This is a genomic window from Ramlibacter sp. G4-7, from assembly GCF_057784995.1.
In genome coordinates this window covers 74,452-87,757 of the sequence record NZ_JBYNTT010000001.1, presented here as the reverse complement: position 1 = coordinate 87,757, position 13,306 = coordinate 74,452, and the positions used below count along the sequence as shown (strand labels likewise).

The window sequence follows — 13,306 nt, the reverse complement described above, 5'->3', positions numbered from 1 at the left end:
AAGATGCGGGGACTGCGTGCCCATGACCGCGAGGCTGTGACCATGGACATCGTGATCACCGAAAGCGAGGGCCTGCGCCAGCTGCGCTTCGGCAGCGCGTGGTGCCAGGGCGTGATGCGCATTGCCGCGCCGGACGCGCTGGAGCTCGCGTATGCGGTGCGCATGTTCGCCTGGCTGCCGTTCCACGACTGCGCATCGCTGGCGGACAAGCACCTCGTCACGCTCGGCCTGGGCGCCGGCTCGCTCACGAAGTTCGCCTGGCGGGTGCTGGGCATGCGGGCCACCGCGGTGGAGATCGACGCGGCGGTCATCGCCGCCTGCCGCTCGCATTTCATGCTTCCCCCGGACGGCGACCGCCTGCAGGTGCTGCATGCCGACGCGCTGGCGTTCGTGGCCCGCGCCGAAACGCGCGGCAGCATCGACATCCTCCAGGTGGACGCCTACGACGCCTCGGTCGACCGGCCCGCGCTCGACACGGAAGCGTTCTACAGCGACTGCCGCGCCAGCCTGCGGGAAGGTGGGACCGTGGTCGCCAACCTCATCGGGCGCGACCTGGACGTGCGCGCCTGCGTGGCGCGCATCCGCAAGGGCGTGCAGCCCCGCGCCGTCTGGCAGTTCCCGCCCACCGAAGCCGGCAACGTGGTCGTGGTCGCGCACTGCGGCGACGTGCCGACCGAGCAGGTGCTGGCGCAACGTGCCCGGGAGATCGAGCGGCGCTGGGACCTGCCGGCGCCGGCCTGGCTGGCCATGGCGCGGCGCTCCGCCTGAGCGCTCAGGACTTGGCCGGCTTCTTCGCGGGCGCTTCCGGCGCCTTGGCCAGCGCCGTGTCCCGGGGCACGTCGTAGGAGCCGAACTGCTGCTGCGGCGTGCGTGTCTCGGGCAGCACGTACACGTAGGCGCCCTGCTTCAGCACCGTCGGCCGCAGCACGCTGTTGTAGAACGCGGGCGGCACGTTGACGCAGCCGTTGGAGATGCGGTTGTCGCCGGGGTCGGGCGTGGCCATGCGCTCGGCCCGCCGTTCGCTGGCCGACACGCTGTGCATGCGGTGCATGGAGACGGCCGCCGCATAGTCGATCCAGATGATGTCGTCGTTGCGCGTGTTCTTGCCCGGCATGGCGAGGAAGCGGCCCGCCGGCGTGGTCTTCTCGCTTTCCTTGAGCTGCGACAGGGGCTTGTCACCGACGCCGGGCGCGGACGTGTCCCCGATCGCCTTGCCCAGCAGGACCTGCGAACGGCTCTTGAGCTTGCCCTGCGGATCGAAGACGTACATCTGCGCCTCCTTCTTGTCGATCACGACGAAGGCCTTTTTGCCGGCATTGCGCGTGTAGGAGACCCAGTTCGCGATGTGCACCACGTCCGCCGGTGCGTTCGTGCCGGCGAAATCGGCCAGCGGCCCGGGTTTCTGCTCCGTCGCCTTGGCCGTGGGCTTGGCCTTCGCGGTCGCCTTGGTCTTGGACTTGGCCTTGGCAGGGTCGTGCTTCTTGGCCTTCGCCACCGTCATTGCCGAGCCTGCCGCATCCTTTTCCGCCTGCGCACCCACGGCCGATCCGAGCGCCAGCGCCGCGCAAAGCGCAAGGCATCCGCGCAGCACGAGCCTGGAACAGGGTGCTGGCAGGCGTTGGGCGTTCTCGGTCGGCATCGGCATCCTCTGGTGTGGTCCTGTCCGCCCAGCGTACGGGCAGGCTGCGCCGCGGCGGTGCGACGCGGTCGGCAGCGCGTGTAGGAAAGTCGAGGTGCGGAGAGTCGCCGCTGTGCCAGCATGGCCGGATCGACCGGCGCCGCGCCCGCTACTCCGGCTGCACCCCGGCCGCGGCGATCGCCTTGCGGTTCGCCTGGATGTCGCGCGCGAGGTAGTCGCGAAACTCCAGCGGCGTGGAGCCGTGCGGCACCGCGCCGTTGCTCTCGAAGGCCTTCTGCACATCGGGCGCTTGCGCGGCGGTGGCGACCGCTTTCGCCAGCGTGTCGAGCAAGGCGGGCGGCAGGCCGCGCGGACCCAGCAGCCCGATCCAGCTGGAAAACTCGAAGCCCGGGAGGTCGGCCGCAATGGCCGGCGTCGGTCCCAGCGGCTGCGTCGCCGCCGCCATGCTGTGACCCAGCAGGCGCAGCCGCTTGCCGGCCACCAGCGCCATGGCCGCGGGCGCGGGCGTGAGCACCCAGTCGGTTTCACCCGCGACGACCGAGGCCACGCCCTGGCTGCCACCTTTGTACGGCACGTGCAGCGCCTTGAAGCCGGCGGCGCTCTGGAAGGCAGCGCCCGCCAGGTGGCTCACGGACCCAATGCCGGCCGACGCCATCTTCAGCTCGCCGTTTTTCGCGCGCCCGTACTCGATGAGCTCGCGCACGCCTTGCACCGGCAGCGCGGGATTGCACACCAGCACGTTGGGCAGCAGGGCCACGAGCGACACCAGCTCGAAGTCGCGCAGCGGCTGGTAGGTCACGGCTTTCTGCAGCAGCGGCGCGACCGAGATCGCGCTGCTGGATCCCACCAGCACCGTGTAGCCGTCCGGCGGGGCGGTGCGCGCGAGCTCGACGCCGATCGCGCCCGCGGCACCGGCGCGGTTGTCCACCACGAACGGCTGGCCCAGCACCTTCGCCAGCTCGATGCACAGCGCCCGGCCGATGGTGTCGACCGAGCTGCCCGGCGCGTTGGGAACGACGGCCTTGACGGGCCGCTCGGGATACGCGCGCTGCGCGTGCAGCGCAGGCGCGAGCGCCGCGCCGGCTGCGGCCAGCAGGGTGCGTCGGCGCAGCACTGCGGCGGGCATGTCAGCCGTGCTGCAGTCCGGCGGCCTGCACGCCGGCGATGCAGATGGCCTCGTCCTCGTCGCCGGTGCCGCCGCTGGCGCCGACGGCACCGATGCGGTTGCCCTGCGCGTCCTGGATGACGACCGCGCCCGTTTGCGGCAGGAACCTGCCGTCGGAGGTGGCCGCGAGCGAGACGAAGAAATTGGGATTGTCCTTGGCACGCTGGCCGAGGACGCGGCTGGACACGCCCATGCCGATGGCACCCCAGGCCTTGGCACGCGCGATGTCGAAGCGGAACATGCTGGCGCCGTCCTCGCTGGCGAAGGCCTTGAGGTTGCCGGACGCGTCCAGCACGGCGATGCCCATGGGCTGGTAGCCGCTCTCCTTCGATTTGGCGAGGGCGGCGGTGATGATCTGGCTGGCTTGTTGCAGGGTGAGCTGGTTCATGGCGCGATTGTGGCCTCAGAACGGATAGTGGCGGGGCGCGGTCTGCACCGTGATCCAGCGCAGGTCCGTGAACGCCTCGACGCCGGCCTTGCCGCCGAAGCGGCCGTAGCCCGAGTCCTTGACGCCGCCGAAAGGCATCTGCGCCTCGTCGTGCACCGTCGGGCCGTTGACGTGGCAGATGCCCGACTCGATGCGGCGCGCCACCTGCAGCGCACGGGCGATGTCGCGGCCGAACACGGCGGCCGACAGGCCGTAGGCGTTGTCGTTGGCGCAGGCGACGGCGGCTTCGAGGCCGGCCACGCGCACCACCGGCTTCACCGGACCGAAGCTCTCCTCGTGGAAGATCTTCATGTCGCGCGTCACGTGGTCGAGCACCGTGGCGGGCATCAGCGTGCTGTCGGCCTTGCCGCCGCACACCAGCTTGGCGCCCTTGGCCAGCGCGTCGTCGATCAGCGCGTTGCAGCGCTCCACCGTGCCCATGTCGACCACCGAGCCCAGCACCACGGGACCCTTGCGCGGGTCGCCCAGCGGCAGGCCGACGGCGCGCGCGGCCAGCTTGGCGACGAAGGCGTCGGCGATCTTCTCGTCCACCACGATGCGCTCGGTGGACATGCAGATCTGGCCCGAGTTGGCGAAGGCGCCGAAGATCGCGCCATTGACCGCCGCGTCGAGGTCCGCGTCGTCCAGCACCACCAGCGGCGCCTTGCCGCCCAGCTCCAGGATCGCGGGCTTGAGGTACTTGGCGCAGGTCTGCGCAATCAACCTGCCCACGCGCGTGGAGCCGGTGAAGTTCACGCGCCGCACCATGGGGTGCGCCACCATGGCTTCGACCACGGCGGCGGCATCGGCGGGCGCGTTGGTCACGAAGTTCACGACACCGGGCGGCAGCCCGGCCTCCTGCAGCGCCTCGATGATCAGGCCGTGCGTCGCCGGGCACGGCTCCGAGCCCTTGAGCACCACCGTGTTGCCGCAGGCCAGCGGCATCGCCACGGCGCGCACCCCCAGGATCACCGGCGCATTCCAGGGCGCGATGCCCAGCACCACGCCCGCGGCCTGCCGCACGCCCATCGCGAGCGAGCCGGGCACGTCGGAAGGGATCACCTCGCCGCCGATCTGGGTCGTCATGGCGGCGGCCTCCTGCAGCATGCCGGCCGCGAGGTGCACGTTGAAGCCGGCCCAGGGCGCCGCGGCGCCGGTCTCGGCGGCCATCGCGGCGATGAACTGCGGCGTGCGCGCCTCGAGCGCGGCGGCCGCCTTGAGCAGCAGGCCGCGGCGCTCGCCGGGGCCCAGCGCGGACCAGGCCGGGAAGGCCTTGGCCGCCGCCTCGACGGCGGTGAGCGCGTCCTGCGGCGTGGCGGCGGGCGCGCGCGTGGCCACGGCGCCGTCCAGCGGGTTGCGGCGCTCGAAGGTCTTGCCGGAGGCACTCGCGGTGCGTTCGCCGGCGATCAGCATCTTGATGTCGTTCATGGTGGTTTCCTTGGGCAGGGGCGCGCTGCGCGTGAGCGCCTCGAAGCCGTAGCGGTTCATGCTGCCGAACATCGGCATGGCGGGGTGGGGGAGGAATTTCGTGCGGCAGTCGATCACCGCCGGCAGGCCGCAAGCCAGCGCGCGTGCGATCGCGGGCGCCACGTCCTGCGCGCGCGTGACGGTCTCGCCGTGGCAGCCGAAGCCGCGCGCCACGGCGGCGTAGTCCGTCTCTTCGAGCCCGGTGCCGAGCTCGAAGTCGAACTGCATCTTCTGGCCCTGGCGGATGATGCCCCAGGCCGCGTTGTTGTGGATGATGTTCACCACCGGCAGGCCGTGCCGGCGCGCGGTGTCCAGCTCGTTCATCGTGAAGCCGAAGGAGCCGTCCCCGGTGATGTTCACGACCGCGCGGCCCGCGTGCTGCGACTGGATGGCCAGCGCGTACGGCAGGCCGAAGCCCAGGTGGCTCATGCCCGGCTCGTGGAAGCGCGTGCGCACGGCATGCACGGGCGTGAAGTCGTTGCTCCAGAAGGTGGTGTGGCCGCCGTCGAAGACCGCCAGGGCGTCGGCCGGCAGCGCGTCGGCGATCGCCTTGGCCAGCGCCGCCGGGTGCATGGTCTCCTCGGTGTCGGCCGCCATCACGGCAAGCTTGCGCTCGTAGCGCGCACGCACGGCGCGCACGTCGGCGAGCCAGCCCTTGTCCGAGGAAGCTTCGCCCTCGCCCCAGGCCGCGAGCAGGTCGTCCAGCGCGCTGCGCGCGTCGGCCTGCATGGCCACGGCGTGCAGCACGGGTTGACCGAGTGCGGCAGGGTCCACGTTGATGCTGATCACCCGGTGGTGCCGGCGCGCATAGGCACCGTGCTCGTCCCACATCCACGAGGACCAGCGGCAGCCGACGCTGAGCACCACGTCGGCGTGCGCGAAGGCATGGCGCACGGCCTCGCCGGCGATCAGGCCGCCGTGACCGATGAAGTGGGGGCTGTCGGTCGTGACCACGCCCAAGGCCATCTGCGTGGGCAGCACCGGCGCGCGCAGGTGCGCGGCGAGCGCGCGCACCTGCGTCTCCGCACCGCTGGCGACGACGCCGCCGCCGGCGACGATCAAGGGACGGCGCGCGGCGCGCAACAGGGCGACCGCCTCGCGCACATCGGCCGCGTCGGGCCGCGGACGCGAAAGCGCGCGGTAGCGCTCCGGCGCGATGTCGAATTCCTCGGGCGCGAAGCTGCACAGTTGCACCAGCACGTCCTGCGGCACGTCGAGGTGCACCGGCCCGGGCCGGCCCGACAGCGCCTCGCGGAAGGCGCGGCGCACGAGTTCGGGCAGGCGCCGCGCATCGTTGACCACCGCGTTCCACTTGGTGATCGGCCGGGTCACGGCGACGGTGTCCAGGTCCATGAACATGCCGCCGTGCGGATACGAGGCGGCGCGGTGCTGGTTGGTGGTGATCGCCAGCAGCGGCAGGTTGTTGGCGAAAGCGGTCCCCAGGCCGGAGGCCATGTTGAGGCCACCGGGACCCATCTCGCCCAGCGCCACGGCGACCCGGCCCGTCGCCGCGTGCACGGCGGCCGCCATCATGGGCCCGGCCGCCTCGTGCCGCACGCCGAGGAAGCGCATCTGCGGCTCCTGGGCGATCGCGTGCAGCAAGGGCCCGAGCTTGCCGCCGACGATGCCGAACACCTGGCGCACGTCCTCGGCGCGCAGCAGCTTCACCAGCGCCTGCGCGCCGGTGAGCATGCGCGCGCCGGCGCCGGTCGGGGTGTGGCTCACGCGCTCAGTCCTCCGCCGTGAAGCCGCTCGCCTTCACCACCGGTTGCCAGCGCGCGTAATCCGCCTTCAGGATGCGGCCGAACTCCTCCGGCGACTGGTGCAGCGGCTGCAGGCCGTTGTCCGCCAGCGCCTTGACGTACTCGGGCGAGGCGAGCGCTTCGCGCACCTGGGCGTTCAGCCGGTTGACGACCTCGGGCGGCGTGCGCGCGGGCACGAACCAGCCCAGGTACTCCTGCACCACGATGTCCTTGTAGCCCTGCTCCACCAGCGTGGGCACCTCGGGCAGGAAGACGGAGCGCTGTGCGCTCGTGACCGCCAGGCCGCGCAGCTTGCCGCTCCTGATGTGCGGCAGCACTTCGCCCAGCACGTTGATGCTCACCGGGATCTGGCCGCCCAGGACGTCGGCCAGCAGCGGCGCGCCGCCGCGGTAAGGCACGGCCTGCATCTCCACGCCCGATTCGCGCGTGAGCATCATGCCGACGAAATGCAGGGCCGACCCCGCCGCGGGCACGCCGTAGCTCGCCTGCTTCGGATTGGCCTTGGCCCACTTCAGCAGGTCCGGCAGCGTGCGGATGTCCGCCGGCAGGCCGGGCCCGGCGGTCACGACGAACTGGTAGGTGACCGTGCTCGTCACCGGCACGAAGTCGGCCAGCGGGTCATAGGCCAGCTTGCGGTAGGTGTGCGGGTACAAGGCCATCACGCCGCTGGGAATCTGCAGGATGGTCAGGCCGTCGGGCGCGGCGCGCTTGACGTATTCGGTGGCGATGCGGCCGCCCGCGCCCACCTTCGCCTCGACCAGCACGTTGCTGGCGTACTTGCCGCGCAGCTTGTCGGCGATCGGCCGGGCCACGTAGTCGCCCATGCCCCCGGGCGGGAAGCCCGAGATGATGAAGGCGTTGCCGTTGAGGGGCTGGGCGCGGCTGGCACCGGTCAAGCCCAGGGCGGCCAGGCCGGCGCCGCCGGCCAGGAAGTCTCGTCTTTGCATCGCTTGTCTCCAGGGGCGCGCGGCCCGCGTCGGGGGTGAACGCGTGGATCATGCGCGGCCGCCGCGCCGGTGGCGATGGACGAATGGGGCGCCGGCTTGTACTTTTCCGGCATCGCCGCACAATCGCGCCATGAAGCCCGCGCCCCTGCTCCTGGTTCCCTTCCGCGAGGTCCGCCACGACCAGCCGGACGACTGCGTCCACTACGAGGCGGTGGCGGTGCGCGGCCAGGAGATGGACTGGACGATTCCGGCCCACCGCCACGAGGGCCTGCACCAGTTCCAGCTGCTCGCGCGGGGCACCGTGCGCGGCAGCATCGACGGCCGCGCGTTCGAGGCGGCGGCGCCGGTGCTGCTGATGGTGGCGCCGGGCTCCGTGCACGGCTTCACCTACAGCCGCGACGCGGTCGGCCACCAGCTCACCATCCCCACCGGCACGCTCAGGCAGTTGCTCGGTGGCTCCGAGCTCGCGCAGGACACCTTGTCCGCCTCCTTCCTCGTGGACGGCGACGCAGCCGCGGCGACGGCAGGCGAAAGCGTGCGGCAGTTCGAGGCCCTGGCGCGCGAGTTCCTCGCCGACGCGCCCGGCCGCGTCCACGCGCTGCTCGCGCAGGCGACGCTGCTGGCGGTGGCCTTCCTGCGCCTGCGCGGCGCGCAGCACGCCTTGCAAAAGCCCCGCGGCGCCCGCGACACGCTGGTGCAGCGCTACCGCACTCTGGTGGAAGCGAACTTCCGGCGGCAGCAGCCGCTGGCCTTCTATGCGCAGGCGCTGGGCGTGAGCGCCGACCACCTGAGCCGCGCCTGCCGCAACGTGGCTGGCCAGTCGGCACAGCAGCTGCTGCACGAACGCCTGCTGCTGGAAGCCCGCCGCCTGCTCGCGTACACCGCGGCGCCGGTGGCGCAGATCGCGGCCCAGCTGGGTTACGCGGATCCGGCCTACTTCACGAAGTTCTTCGCGCGCAGCGTCGGCGAGACGCCGTCCTCATACCGCGGGCTGGTGGCACGCGGCGTGCGCAGCGCGGCTTAAGCTCCCGCCGGTGCGACCGACGCGCCTTCGATGCCGTGGCGCGCGAGCGCTTCGGCGACGAAGCCGCTGGCCTTCATCTCCTCGACGAAGGCGGACAGGGCGGCGGCCGCTTCCGCCCCGCGGCTGCGCGGGCAGCCCATGGCCTGGCGGATCACCATGAAGCGTCCGGGCAGCAGGCGCAGGCCGCCGATGCGCCTGGCGTCCATCTCCAGCTGCTGCTTCACGCCGGCCGCCACCTCGGCGCCGCTGTCCACGAAGTGCTGCACCACCGCCGGCGACGAGGGCGCGTGCACGACCTGCGCGGCCTTCAGCTCGCGCGACAGGTACAGGTCGTAGGCGCTGCCCTTGCCCACCACGACGCGGTGCCCGGCGCGGTCCACTTCCTCGTTCGCACGCAGCGGCGAAGCGTTGCGCACGAGGTAGCAGCCTTCGATCAGCACGTACGGCGGGGTGAAGGCGATGTGTTCGCTGCGCTTGGGATCGATGGCGAAAAAGCCGATGTCGGCCTGCTCGCCGGCAACGGCATCCACCGACTTGCCCGCCGTGTCGAAGACCACCAGTTCCAGCGGCACGCCCAGGCGCTGCGCGAAGGCGCGCGCGAGGTCGACCGATACGCCCCTGGCTTCGCCGGTGGCCGCATCCCTGCCCGCCAGGATGGGGTTGCCCAGGTTGATGGAGGCGCGCAGGGCGCCTTGCGGCGTGAAGCTCTTGGCCAGGGGCGCGGGCAGGTTCATGGCCCGCGACCATACCGCAAGTTCAGAACAGCGCGGGCTCCAGCCGCACCGGCACGGGGGGATCGAGCGGCTCCCAGCCGCGCTGGCGGATCACGTCGTTGCTCTCCACCGCCCGCCGGCCGGGGCCCAGCGACCAGGTGATGTGGTACGTGCTGCCGTCCGGGCGGTCCGTGCTGCCATCGAGCTGCACCACCATGGCTTCGACGCCGCGGCCGTCGTCGCTGCGGCCGACGATCACGCCGGTGGCCACCGGCGGCAGCACGGCGTCCTCGTGCACCCGCGCCTTGAGCGTGACGTGGTCGGCAACGACGTTGCCGTAGCGGGCGGGAAAGCGCGCCAGCAGGGCGTCGCGTTCGGAACGGTCCAGCTTCCAGCCCATGACGCGGCGCCCCGCGCGCGCCTGGTGGAAGGCCTGGCTGGCGGTGAGGACGGGAGGTTCTTGCCTGCTCATGACGCCTTTTACAAGTGTGCCGCGCCGGTGGTCTGCTCGCACTCACTGCTTGCCTGTCCGCGGGTCTATGCTGCGGGAGTGTGTTTCCCGGCGCGCGCCGAAGATCGCGCTGCGAGGGGGAATGATGTCCGCCAGCCATTCTGCAGTCTTGCACGTCACGGCCTTGCAGGCCGCGGCCGCATTGGCGCGCTACGAGGGCCACGTGCGCGCGCTGGCGGGCACCTGGCTGGACATGGAGTTGTACGAACAGGTCAGCGGCGAGATCGACGAGATCAAGGCCTTCTGCGCGGGCATGCCGCAAGTGACCGTGGCCTGGTCCGCGCTGCTCGTGTCGCATGCCGAGCTCATCCACGCGCTGTGGAAGGACGCCCACATGGCGCATCCCGCGGGGACCGAACCGGCCGATCGCCTGCTGAACGAACACATCGCCTGCATTCGCGTCCTTTCGTGGCGTTGCCTGCGGGTGGCCGCCGAGGTGGAGCGCCAGGGCCGGATGTGAGCGGCGCGCCGCTGCACGATCACGTAGCGCACCGTCCGACGCCCGAAGCTCCGCCGCTCCTGCACCGCCGCGCTTGCCCTCTTGGGAAGCTGTGCCACACACCCAGGAGCAAGCCATGGCTTTGAAGCGCCAGCCCGCCACCACCGACCCTGCCGAAGCCTCTGTCGTGCAGGAGAAGGATTGCGCCGGCCACGACAAGTCGGCGCCCAAGGAGCCGATGCCGCCGCGCGCGGGCCGCACCGGCGGCCTGGGCACCCGCGCGGAGCGCCCCTCCGACGGCAAGGGCCGCAAGCTCGCGGACAAGGGAACACCGGGGCGCGGCGCCAAGGCGCCCAGCGCGAACCAGGCTTTGGGTTCCGAAAAGTAGGGCGGCGCTGGCTGCCTATGATCGGCGGATGAGCTTTTCCTCCGCCCCCATGGCGCGCCGTCCTTGAGCGGCGAGCTGCGCAGCCTGTTCGCCGAACGCGAGTTCCTGCGGCTGTGGAGCGGCCGCATCCTGGCCGGTGCCGCCACGCAGATGATGATGGTGGCCGCCGCCTGGCAGATGTACGAGCTGACGGGCAGCGCCTGGGACCTGGGCCTGGTCGGCCTGCTGCAGTTCCTGCCCGTGCTCGTGTTCACGCTGCCCGCCGGCCACCTGGCCGACCGCCATCACCGTGGCCGCATCCTCGCGGCCACCCAGGCGGTGCAGATGCTCGCCGCGGCGGTGCTGCTGGCCGCGACGGTGGGCGGACATCTTTCGCGCGAACTGCTGTTCGGCGTCTCCATGCTGCTGGGCGCCGCACGCACCTTCCAGATGCCAGCACAACAGTCGCTGGTGCCCAACCTCGTGCCGCCCGGGCTGCTGGCACGCGCCATGGCGATGAGCTCCGCCGGCAACCAGGTGGCCGTCATCGGCGGGCCGGCCGCGGCCGGCGTCCTCTTCATCGGCACCGGCACGGCGGTCTACGTCGCGGCGGTGCTGCTGCTTGCAGGCGCCTTCTTCACGATCCTGAAGCTGCAGGACCGCCGGGTCGTGAGCCAGCGCGAGCCCACGACCTTGCGCTCCATGCTGGCCGGCGCGCATTTCATCTGGACGCGCAAGCCGCTGCTGGGCGCCGTGTCGCTGGACCTCATGGCCGTGCTGTTCGGCGGCGCCACGGCGCTGCTGCCCATCTTCGCCAAGGACATCCTGCACGTGGGCCCGGAAGGACTGGGCGCGCTGCGGGCGGCGCCTGCCGTGGGCGCGCTCGCCACCTCGCTGCTCCTGACGCGGCATCCGATCCGCGCGCACGTGGGACGCTGGCTGCTGGGCGCGGTCGCTTTCTACGGCGTGTGCATGCTGGTGTTCGGCGCATCCAGCAGCTTCCTGCTGTCGCTCGTGGCGCTGGCCTTGAGCGGCGGCGCCGACATGGTGAGCGTCGTCGTGCGCCAGACGCTGGTGCAGCTCGATACGCCCGATGCCATGCGCGGCCGCGTGGGTGCCGTGAACTCCATGTTCATCGGCGCCAGCAACCAGCTGGGGGAATTCGAATCCGGCGCGACGGCGGCGTGGTTCGGCCCGATCGGCTCCGTCCTGTTCGGCGGCGTCGCGACGCTGCTGGTGGTCGCGTCCTGGTGGCGGCTGTTCCCGGGGCTCGCACGGCGGCAGACGTTCAGCGAAGCGCCGCCGCCCTGAGCCGCGCTGCCGGTCCGCTCGGCGCGCAGGTGTGCCGCATCGCATGCTGCACCGCCACACCGATCGGGGTTTCCAAACGCGCGCGGCACGGCTAGAGTGGTGCCATGCAGATCGCACACGGCACGCACCACGCCGGGCTCATGAGCTCCGTCGCTGCGCCGCGGCCGCTCGTGCGACGGCAGCGCGTGCTGCGCTCCAATGCGCGGCGGCTCGATACGTCGGCCGCGCGGGCAGCCCACCTCAAGAGTCCGTGACGCCGCGCGTCCAGCGCACGCTGGACCGGCCGCCCCCCTGACGCCACACGCCGCGTGCCACGCGGCAGCTTCGTGCCGCGCCGGGGGCGCGTGTTTCTCAACCGTCACAAAGGAAAGCGTCATGTACAACCCCGTCCTGGCCTGGGGCGTGGGCGCCTGCGCCCTCGTCCTCGCGCTGCCGGCCGCCGCGGCCAACGGCAGCATGCCCAACGCCATGGTCCGCGACTCGGCACGCCGCATCGAACTGCAGCAGCGCGCCCTGGGGCCCGCCTGCGAAGGCATGAAGCGCGATGCCAACTCCGTGTGCGCCTCCGGCGCGGGCCCGGCCCGCGAGAAGGTGAAGAAGACCTGATGGATGCGACGCTCCGGCACCGTGCCCGGCAACGGGGCACGGCCGCCGAGCTGCTCGCGCGGTCCTTGCATCCGCGGCTACCCTGACCATACTGCGTAGCATCCACGCGCAAGGAGCCCGCGATGTGCTACCTCGTTCGCCAGAATGCAACTGAAGCGGAACACGGCGCCCTCTCGCCGCCGCCCGGATCGGAACGCATGCGCTCGCGCTGGGCAGGCGCCGCGGCTGCCACGCTCATCGGCGGCCTCGCCCTGGCCGGCCTCTTCTCGCCCGCCCCGACCGCGCCACCGAGCGTGCCCGAGCAACTCGCCGCCGCGCCGGTCGCCACTCGCACCGGCGCCGTCTCGGAGCGCCTGGTCATCGAGCAGACCGCACTGCCCGCCGGCGACGACGTGCCGACCGCGCCCGACGCGACCCGCGCCGGCATCGGCGGCTGCCACCACGGGCTCTAGCCTGGTGGGTCTTCTCCGGGGTCCTTGAACAGGTCCTCGAGCGACTTCCCGCCAGCCGCGCGGCCGGCGTTCCTCGGCGTGCCCTTCGGGTATTCCTCCGCGATCCGGTCCTCCCAGTAGGTCGCCGGGTTGGGCGCGCTGCAGAGCCTGCGGAACACTTCTTCCGGCACGTGCTTGTACGCGGTCACGGACTGGTTCTCCCAGTGCAGGTCGAGCTGGCGGGAGGAAGGGTCGTAGTCGGCCTTGCGGATGCGACCGCTGGTGAAGACCTTGATGGGCATGCCTGCACTCCGTGAACCGCGGGAAAGCGAATCATAGGGAGCGGCGCTTGCCGCTTGGTGCCCAGGAGAGGACTCGAACCTCCACGGAGTTACCCGCTAGTACCTGAAACTAGTGCGTCTACCAATTCCGCCACCTGGGCGTTCAGGAAGCCGGAGTATGCGGTGCGCTTCGGGCGCAAGCTGAAGCGTGGCTG

At 71.7% G+C, this 13,306-nt stretch carries 16 protein-coding genes, 1 tRNA gene and 1 pseudogene; 8 read left to right on the top strand and 10 right to left on the bottom strand.

Annotated features, from left to right (window positions below):
• Positions 1-42: 42 nt before the first annotated feature.
• The gene (locus AC3EGR_RS00460) at positions 43-768 is read left to right on the top strand and encodes a spermine/spermidine synthase domain-containing protein (protein WP_488544453.1); all 726 of its coding nucleotides are present in this window, start codon (positions 43-45) and stop codon (positions 766-768) included.
• 4 nt (positions 769-772) lie between these two features.
• Here AC3EGR_RS00460 and AC3EGR_RS00455 read toward each other — a convergent pair whose 3' ends face one another.
• The 6 genes and pseudogenes from AC3EGR_RS00455 to AC3EGR_RS00430 form a co-directional block, all read right to left on the bottom strand.
• On the bottom strand, positions 773-1,639 hold the full coding sequence (locus tag AC3EGR_RS00455; RefSeq protein ID WP_488544452.1) for a hypothetical protein: 867 nt from the start codon (positions 1,637-1,639) through the stop codon (positions 773-775).
• A gap of 148 nt (positions 1,640-1,787) precedes the next feature.
• The gene (locus AC3EGR_RS00450) at positions 1,788-2,765 is read right to left on the bottom strand and encodes a Bug family tripartite tricarboxylate transporter substrate binding protein (protein WP_488544451.1); all 978 of its coding nucleotides are present in this window, start codon (positions 2,763-2,765) and stop codon (positions 1,788-1,790) included.
• A gap of 1 nt (position 2,766) precedes the next feature.
• Entirely contained in the window at positions 2,767-3,192 is a 426-nt protein-coding gene (locus AC3EGR_RS00445) for a GlcG/HbpS family heme-binding protein (protein WP_488544450.1), read from the bottom strand.
• A gap of 15 nt (positions 3,193-3,207) precedes the next feature.
• Positions 3,208-4,659: an aldehyde dehydrogenase gene (locus tag AC3EGR_RS00440; RefSeq protein ID WP_488544949.1), complete on the bottom strand. Its 1,452-nt coding sequence runs from the start codon at positions 4,657-4,659 to the stop codon at positions 3,208-3,210.
• 117 nt (positions 4,660-4,776) lie between these two features.
• A pseudogene (locus AC3EGR_RS00435) lies at positions 4,777-6,390 on the bottom strand (thiamine pyrophosphate-binding protein); the annotation flags it as partial.
• A gap of 37 nt (positions 6,391-6,427) precedes the next feature.
• On the bottom strand, positions 6,428-7,408 hold the full coding sequence (locus AC3EGR_RS00430) for a Bug family tripartite tricarboxylate transporter substrate binding protein (RefSeq protein WP_488544449.1): 981 nt from the start codon (positions 7,406-7,408) through the stop codon (positions 6,428-6,430).
• 130 nt (positions 7,409-7,538) lie between these two features.
• On the opposite strand from AC3EGR_RS00430, the gene AC3EGR_RS00425 reads away from it, so the two are divergent.
• Positions 7,539-8,432, top strand: a complete 894-nt coding sequence (locus AC3EGR_RS00425; protein WP_488544448.1) for an AraC family transcriptional regulator — start codon at positions 7,539-7,541, stop codon at positions 8,430-8,432.
• On the opposite strand, the gene AC3EGR_RS00420 is transcribed toward AC3EGR_RS00425, so the two are convergent.
• Entirely contained in the window at positions 8,429-9,166 is a 738-nt protein-coding gene (locus AC3EGR_RS00420) for an ABC transporter substrate-binding protein (protein WP_488544447.1), read from the bottom strand. The two genes, AC3EGR_RS00425 and AC3EGR_RS00420, sit on opposite strands and share 4 nt — an antisense overlap.
• Before the next feature lie 22 nt (positions 9,167-9,188).
• Positions 9,189-9,617 (bottom strand): hypothetical protein, encoded by a 429-nt coding sequence (locus AC3EGR_RS00415; protein WP_488544446.1) that lies wholly within the window; start codon positions 9,615-9,617, stop codon positions 9,189-9,191.
• 148 nt (positions 9,618-9,765) lie between these two features.
• Here AC3EGR_RS00415 and AC3EGR_RS00410 point away from each other — a divergent pair, with 148 nt between their 5' ends.
• From AC3EGR_RS00410 to AC3EGR_RS00385, 6 genes are all read left to right on the top strand, one after another.
• Entirely contained in the window at positions 9,766-10,116 is a 351-nt protein-coding gene (locus tag AC3EGR_RS00410; RefSeq protein WP_488544445.1) for a hypothetical protein, read from the top strand.
• A gap of 115 nt (positions 10,117-10,231) precedes the next feature.
• Positions 10,232-10,483, top strand: coding sequence for a hypothetical protein (locus AC3EGR_RS00405; protein ID WP_488544444.1), 252 nt, complete (start codon positions 10,232-10,234; stop codon positions 10,481-10,483).
• Positions 10,484-10,546: 63 nt separating this feature from the next.
• Complete coding sequence (locus AC3EGR_RS00400; protein ID WP_488544443.1) at positions 10,547-11,773, top strand: MFS transporter; 1,227 nt, start codon at positions 10,547-10,549, stop codon at positions 11,771-11,773.
• Between the two features lie 104 nt (positions 11,774-11,877).
• Positions 11,878-12,027: a hypothetical protein gene (locus tag AC3EGR_RS00395; RefSeq protein ID WP_488544442.1), complete on the top strand. Its 150-nt coding sequence runs from the start codon at positions 11,878-11,880 to the stop codon at positions 12,025-12,027.
• A 121-nt stretch (positions 12,028-12,148) separates the two neighbouring features.
• Complete coding sequence (locus tag AC3EGR_RS00390) at positions 12,149-12,379, top strand: hypothetical protein (RefSeq protein WP_488544441.1); 231 nt, start codon at positions 12,149-12,151, stop codon at positions 12,377-12,379.
• 122 nt (positions 12,380-12,501) lie between these two features.
• Positions 12,502-12,831 (top strand): hypothetical protein, encoded by a 330-nt coding sequence (locus AC3EGR_RS00385; RefSeq protein ID WP_488544440.1) that lies wholly within the window; start codon positions 12,502-12,504, stop codon positions 12,829-12,831.
• Here AC3EGR_RS00385 and AC3EGR_RS00380 read toward each other — a convergent pair.
• Both AC3EGR_RS00380 and AC3EGR_RS00375 read right to left on the bottom strand, forming a co-directional pair.
• Positions 12,828-13,112, bottom strand: coding sequence for a KTSC domain-containing protein (locus tag AC3EGR_RS00380; protein WP_488544439.1), 285 nt, complete (start codon positions 13,110-13,112; stop codon positions 12,828-12,830). The genes AC3EGR_RS00385 and AC3EGR_RS00380 overlap by 4 nt on opposite strands.
• A 55-nt stretch (positions 13,113-13,167) precedes the next feature.
• Positions 13,168-13,252, bottom strand: a tRNA-Leu gene (locus AC3EGR_RS00375).
• Between the last annotated feature and the right edge of the window lie 54 nt (positions 13,253-13,306).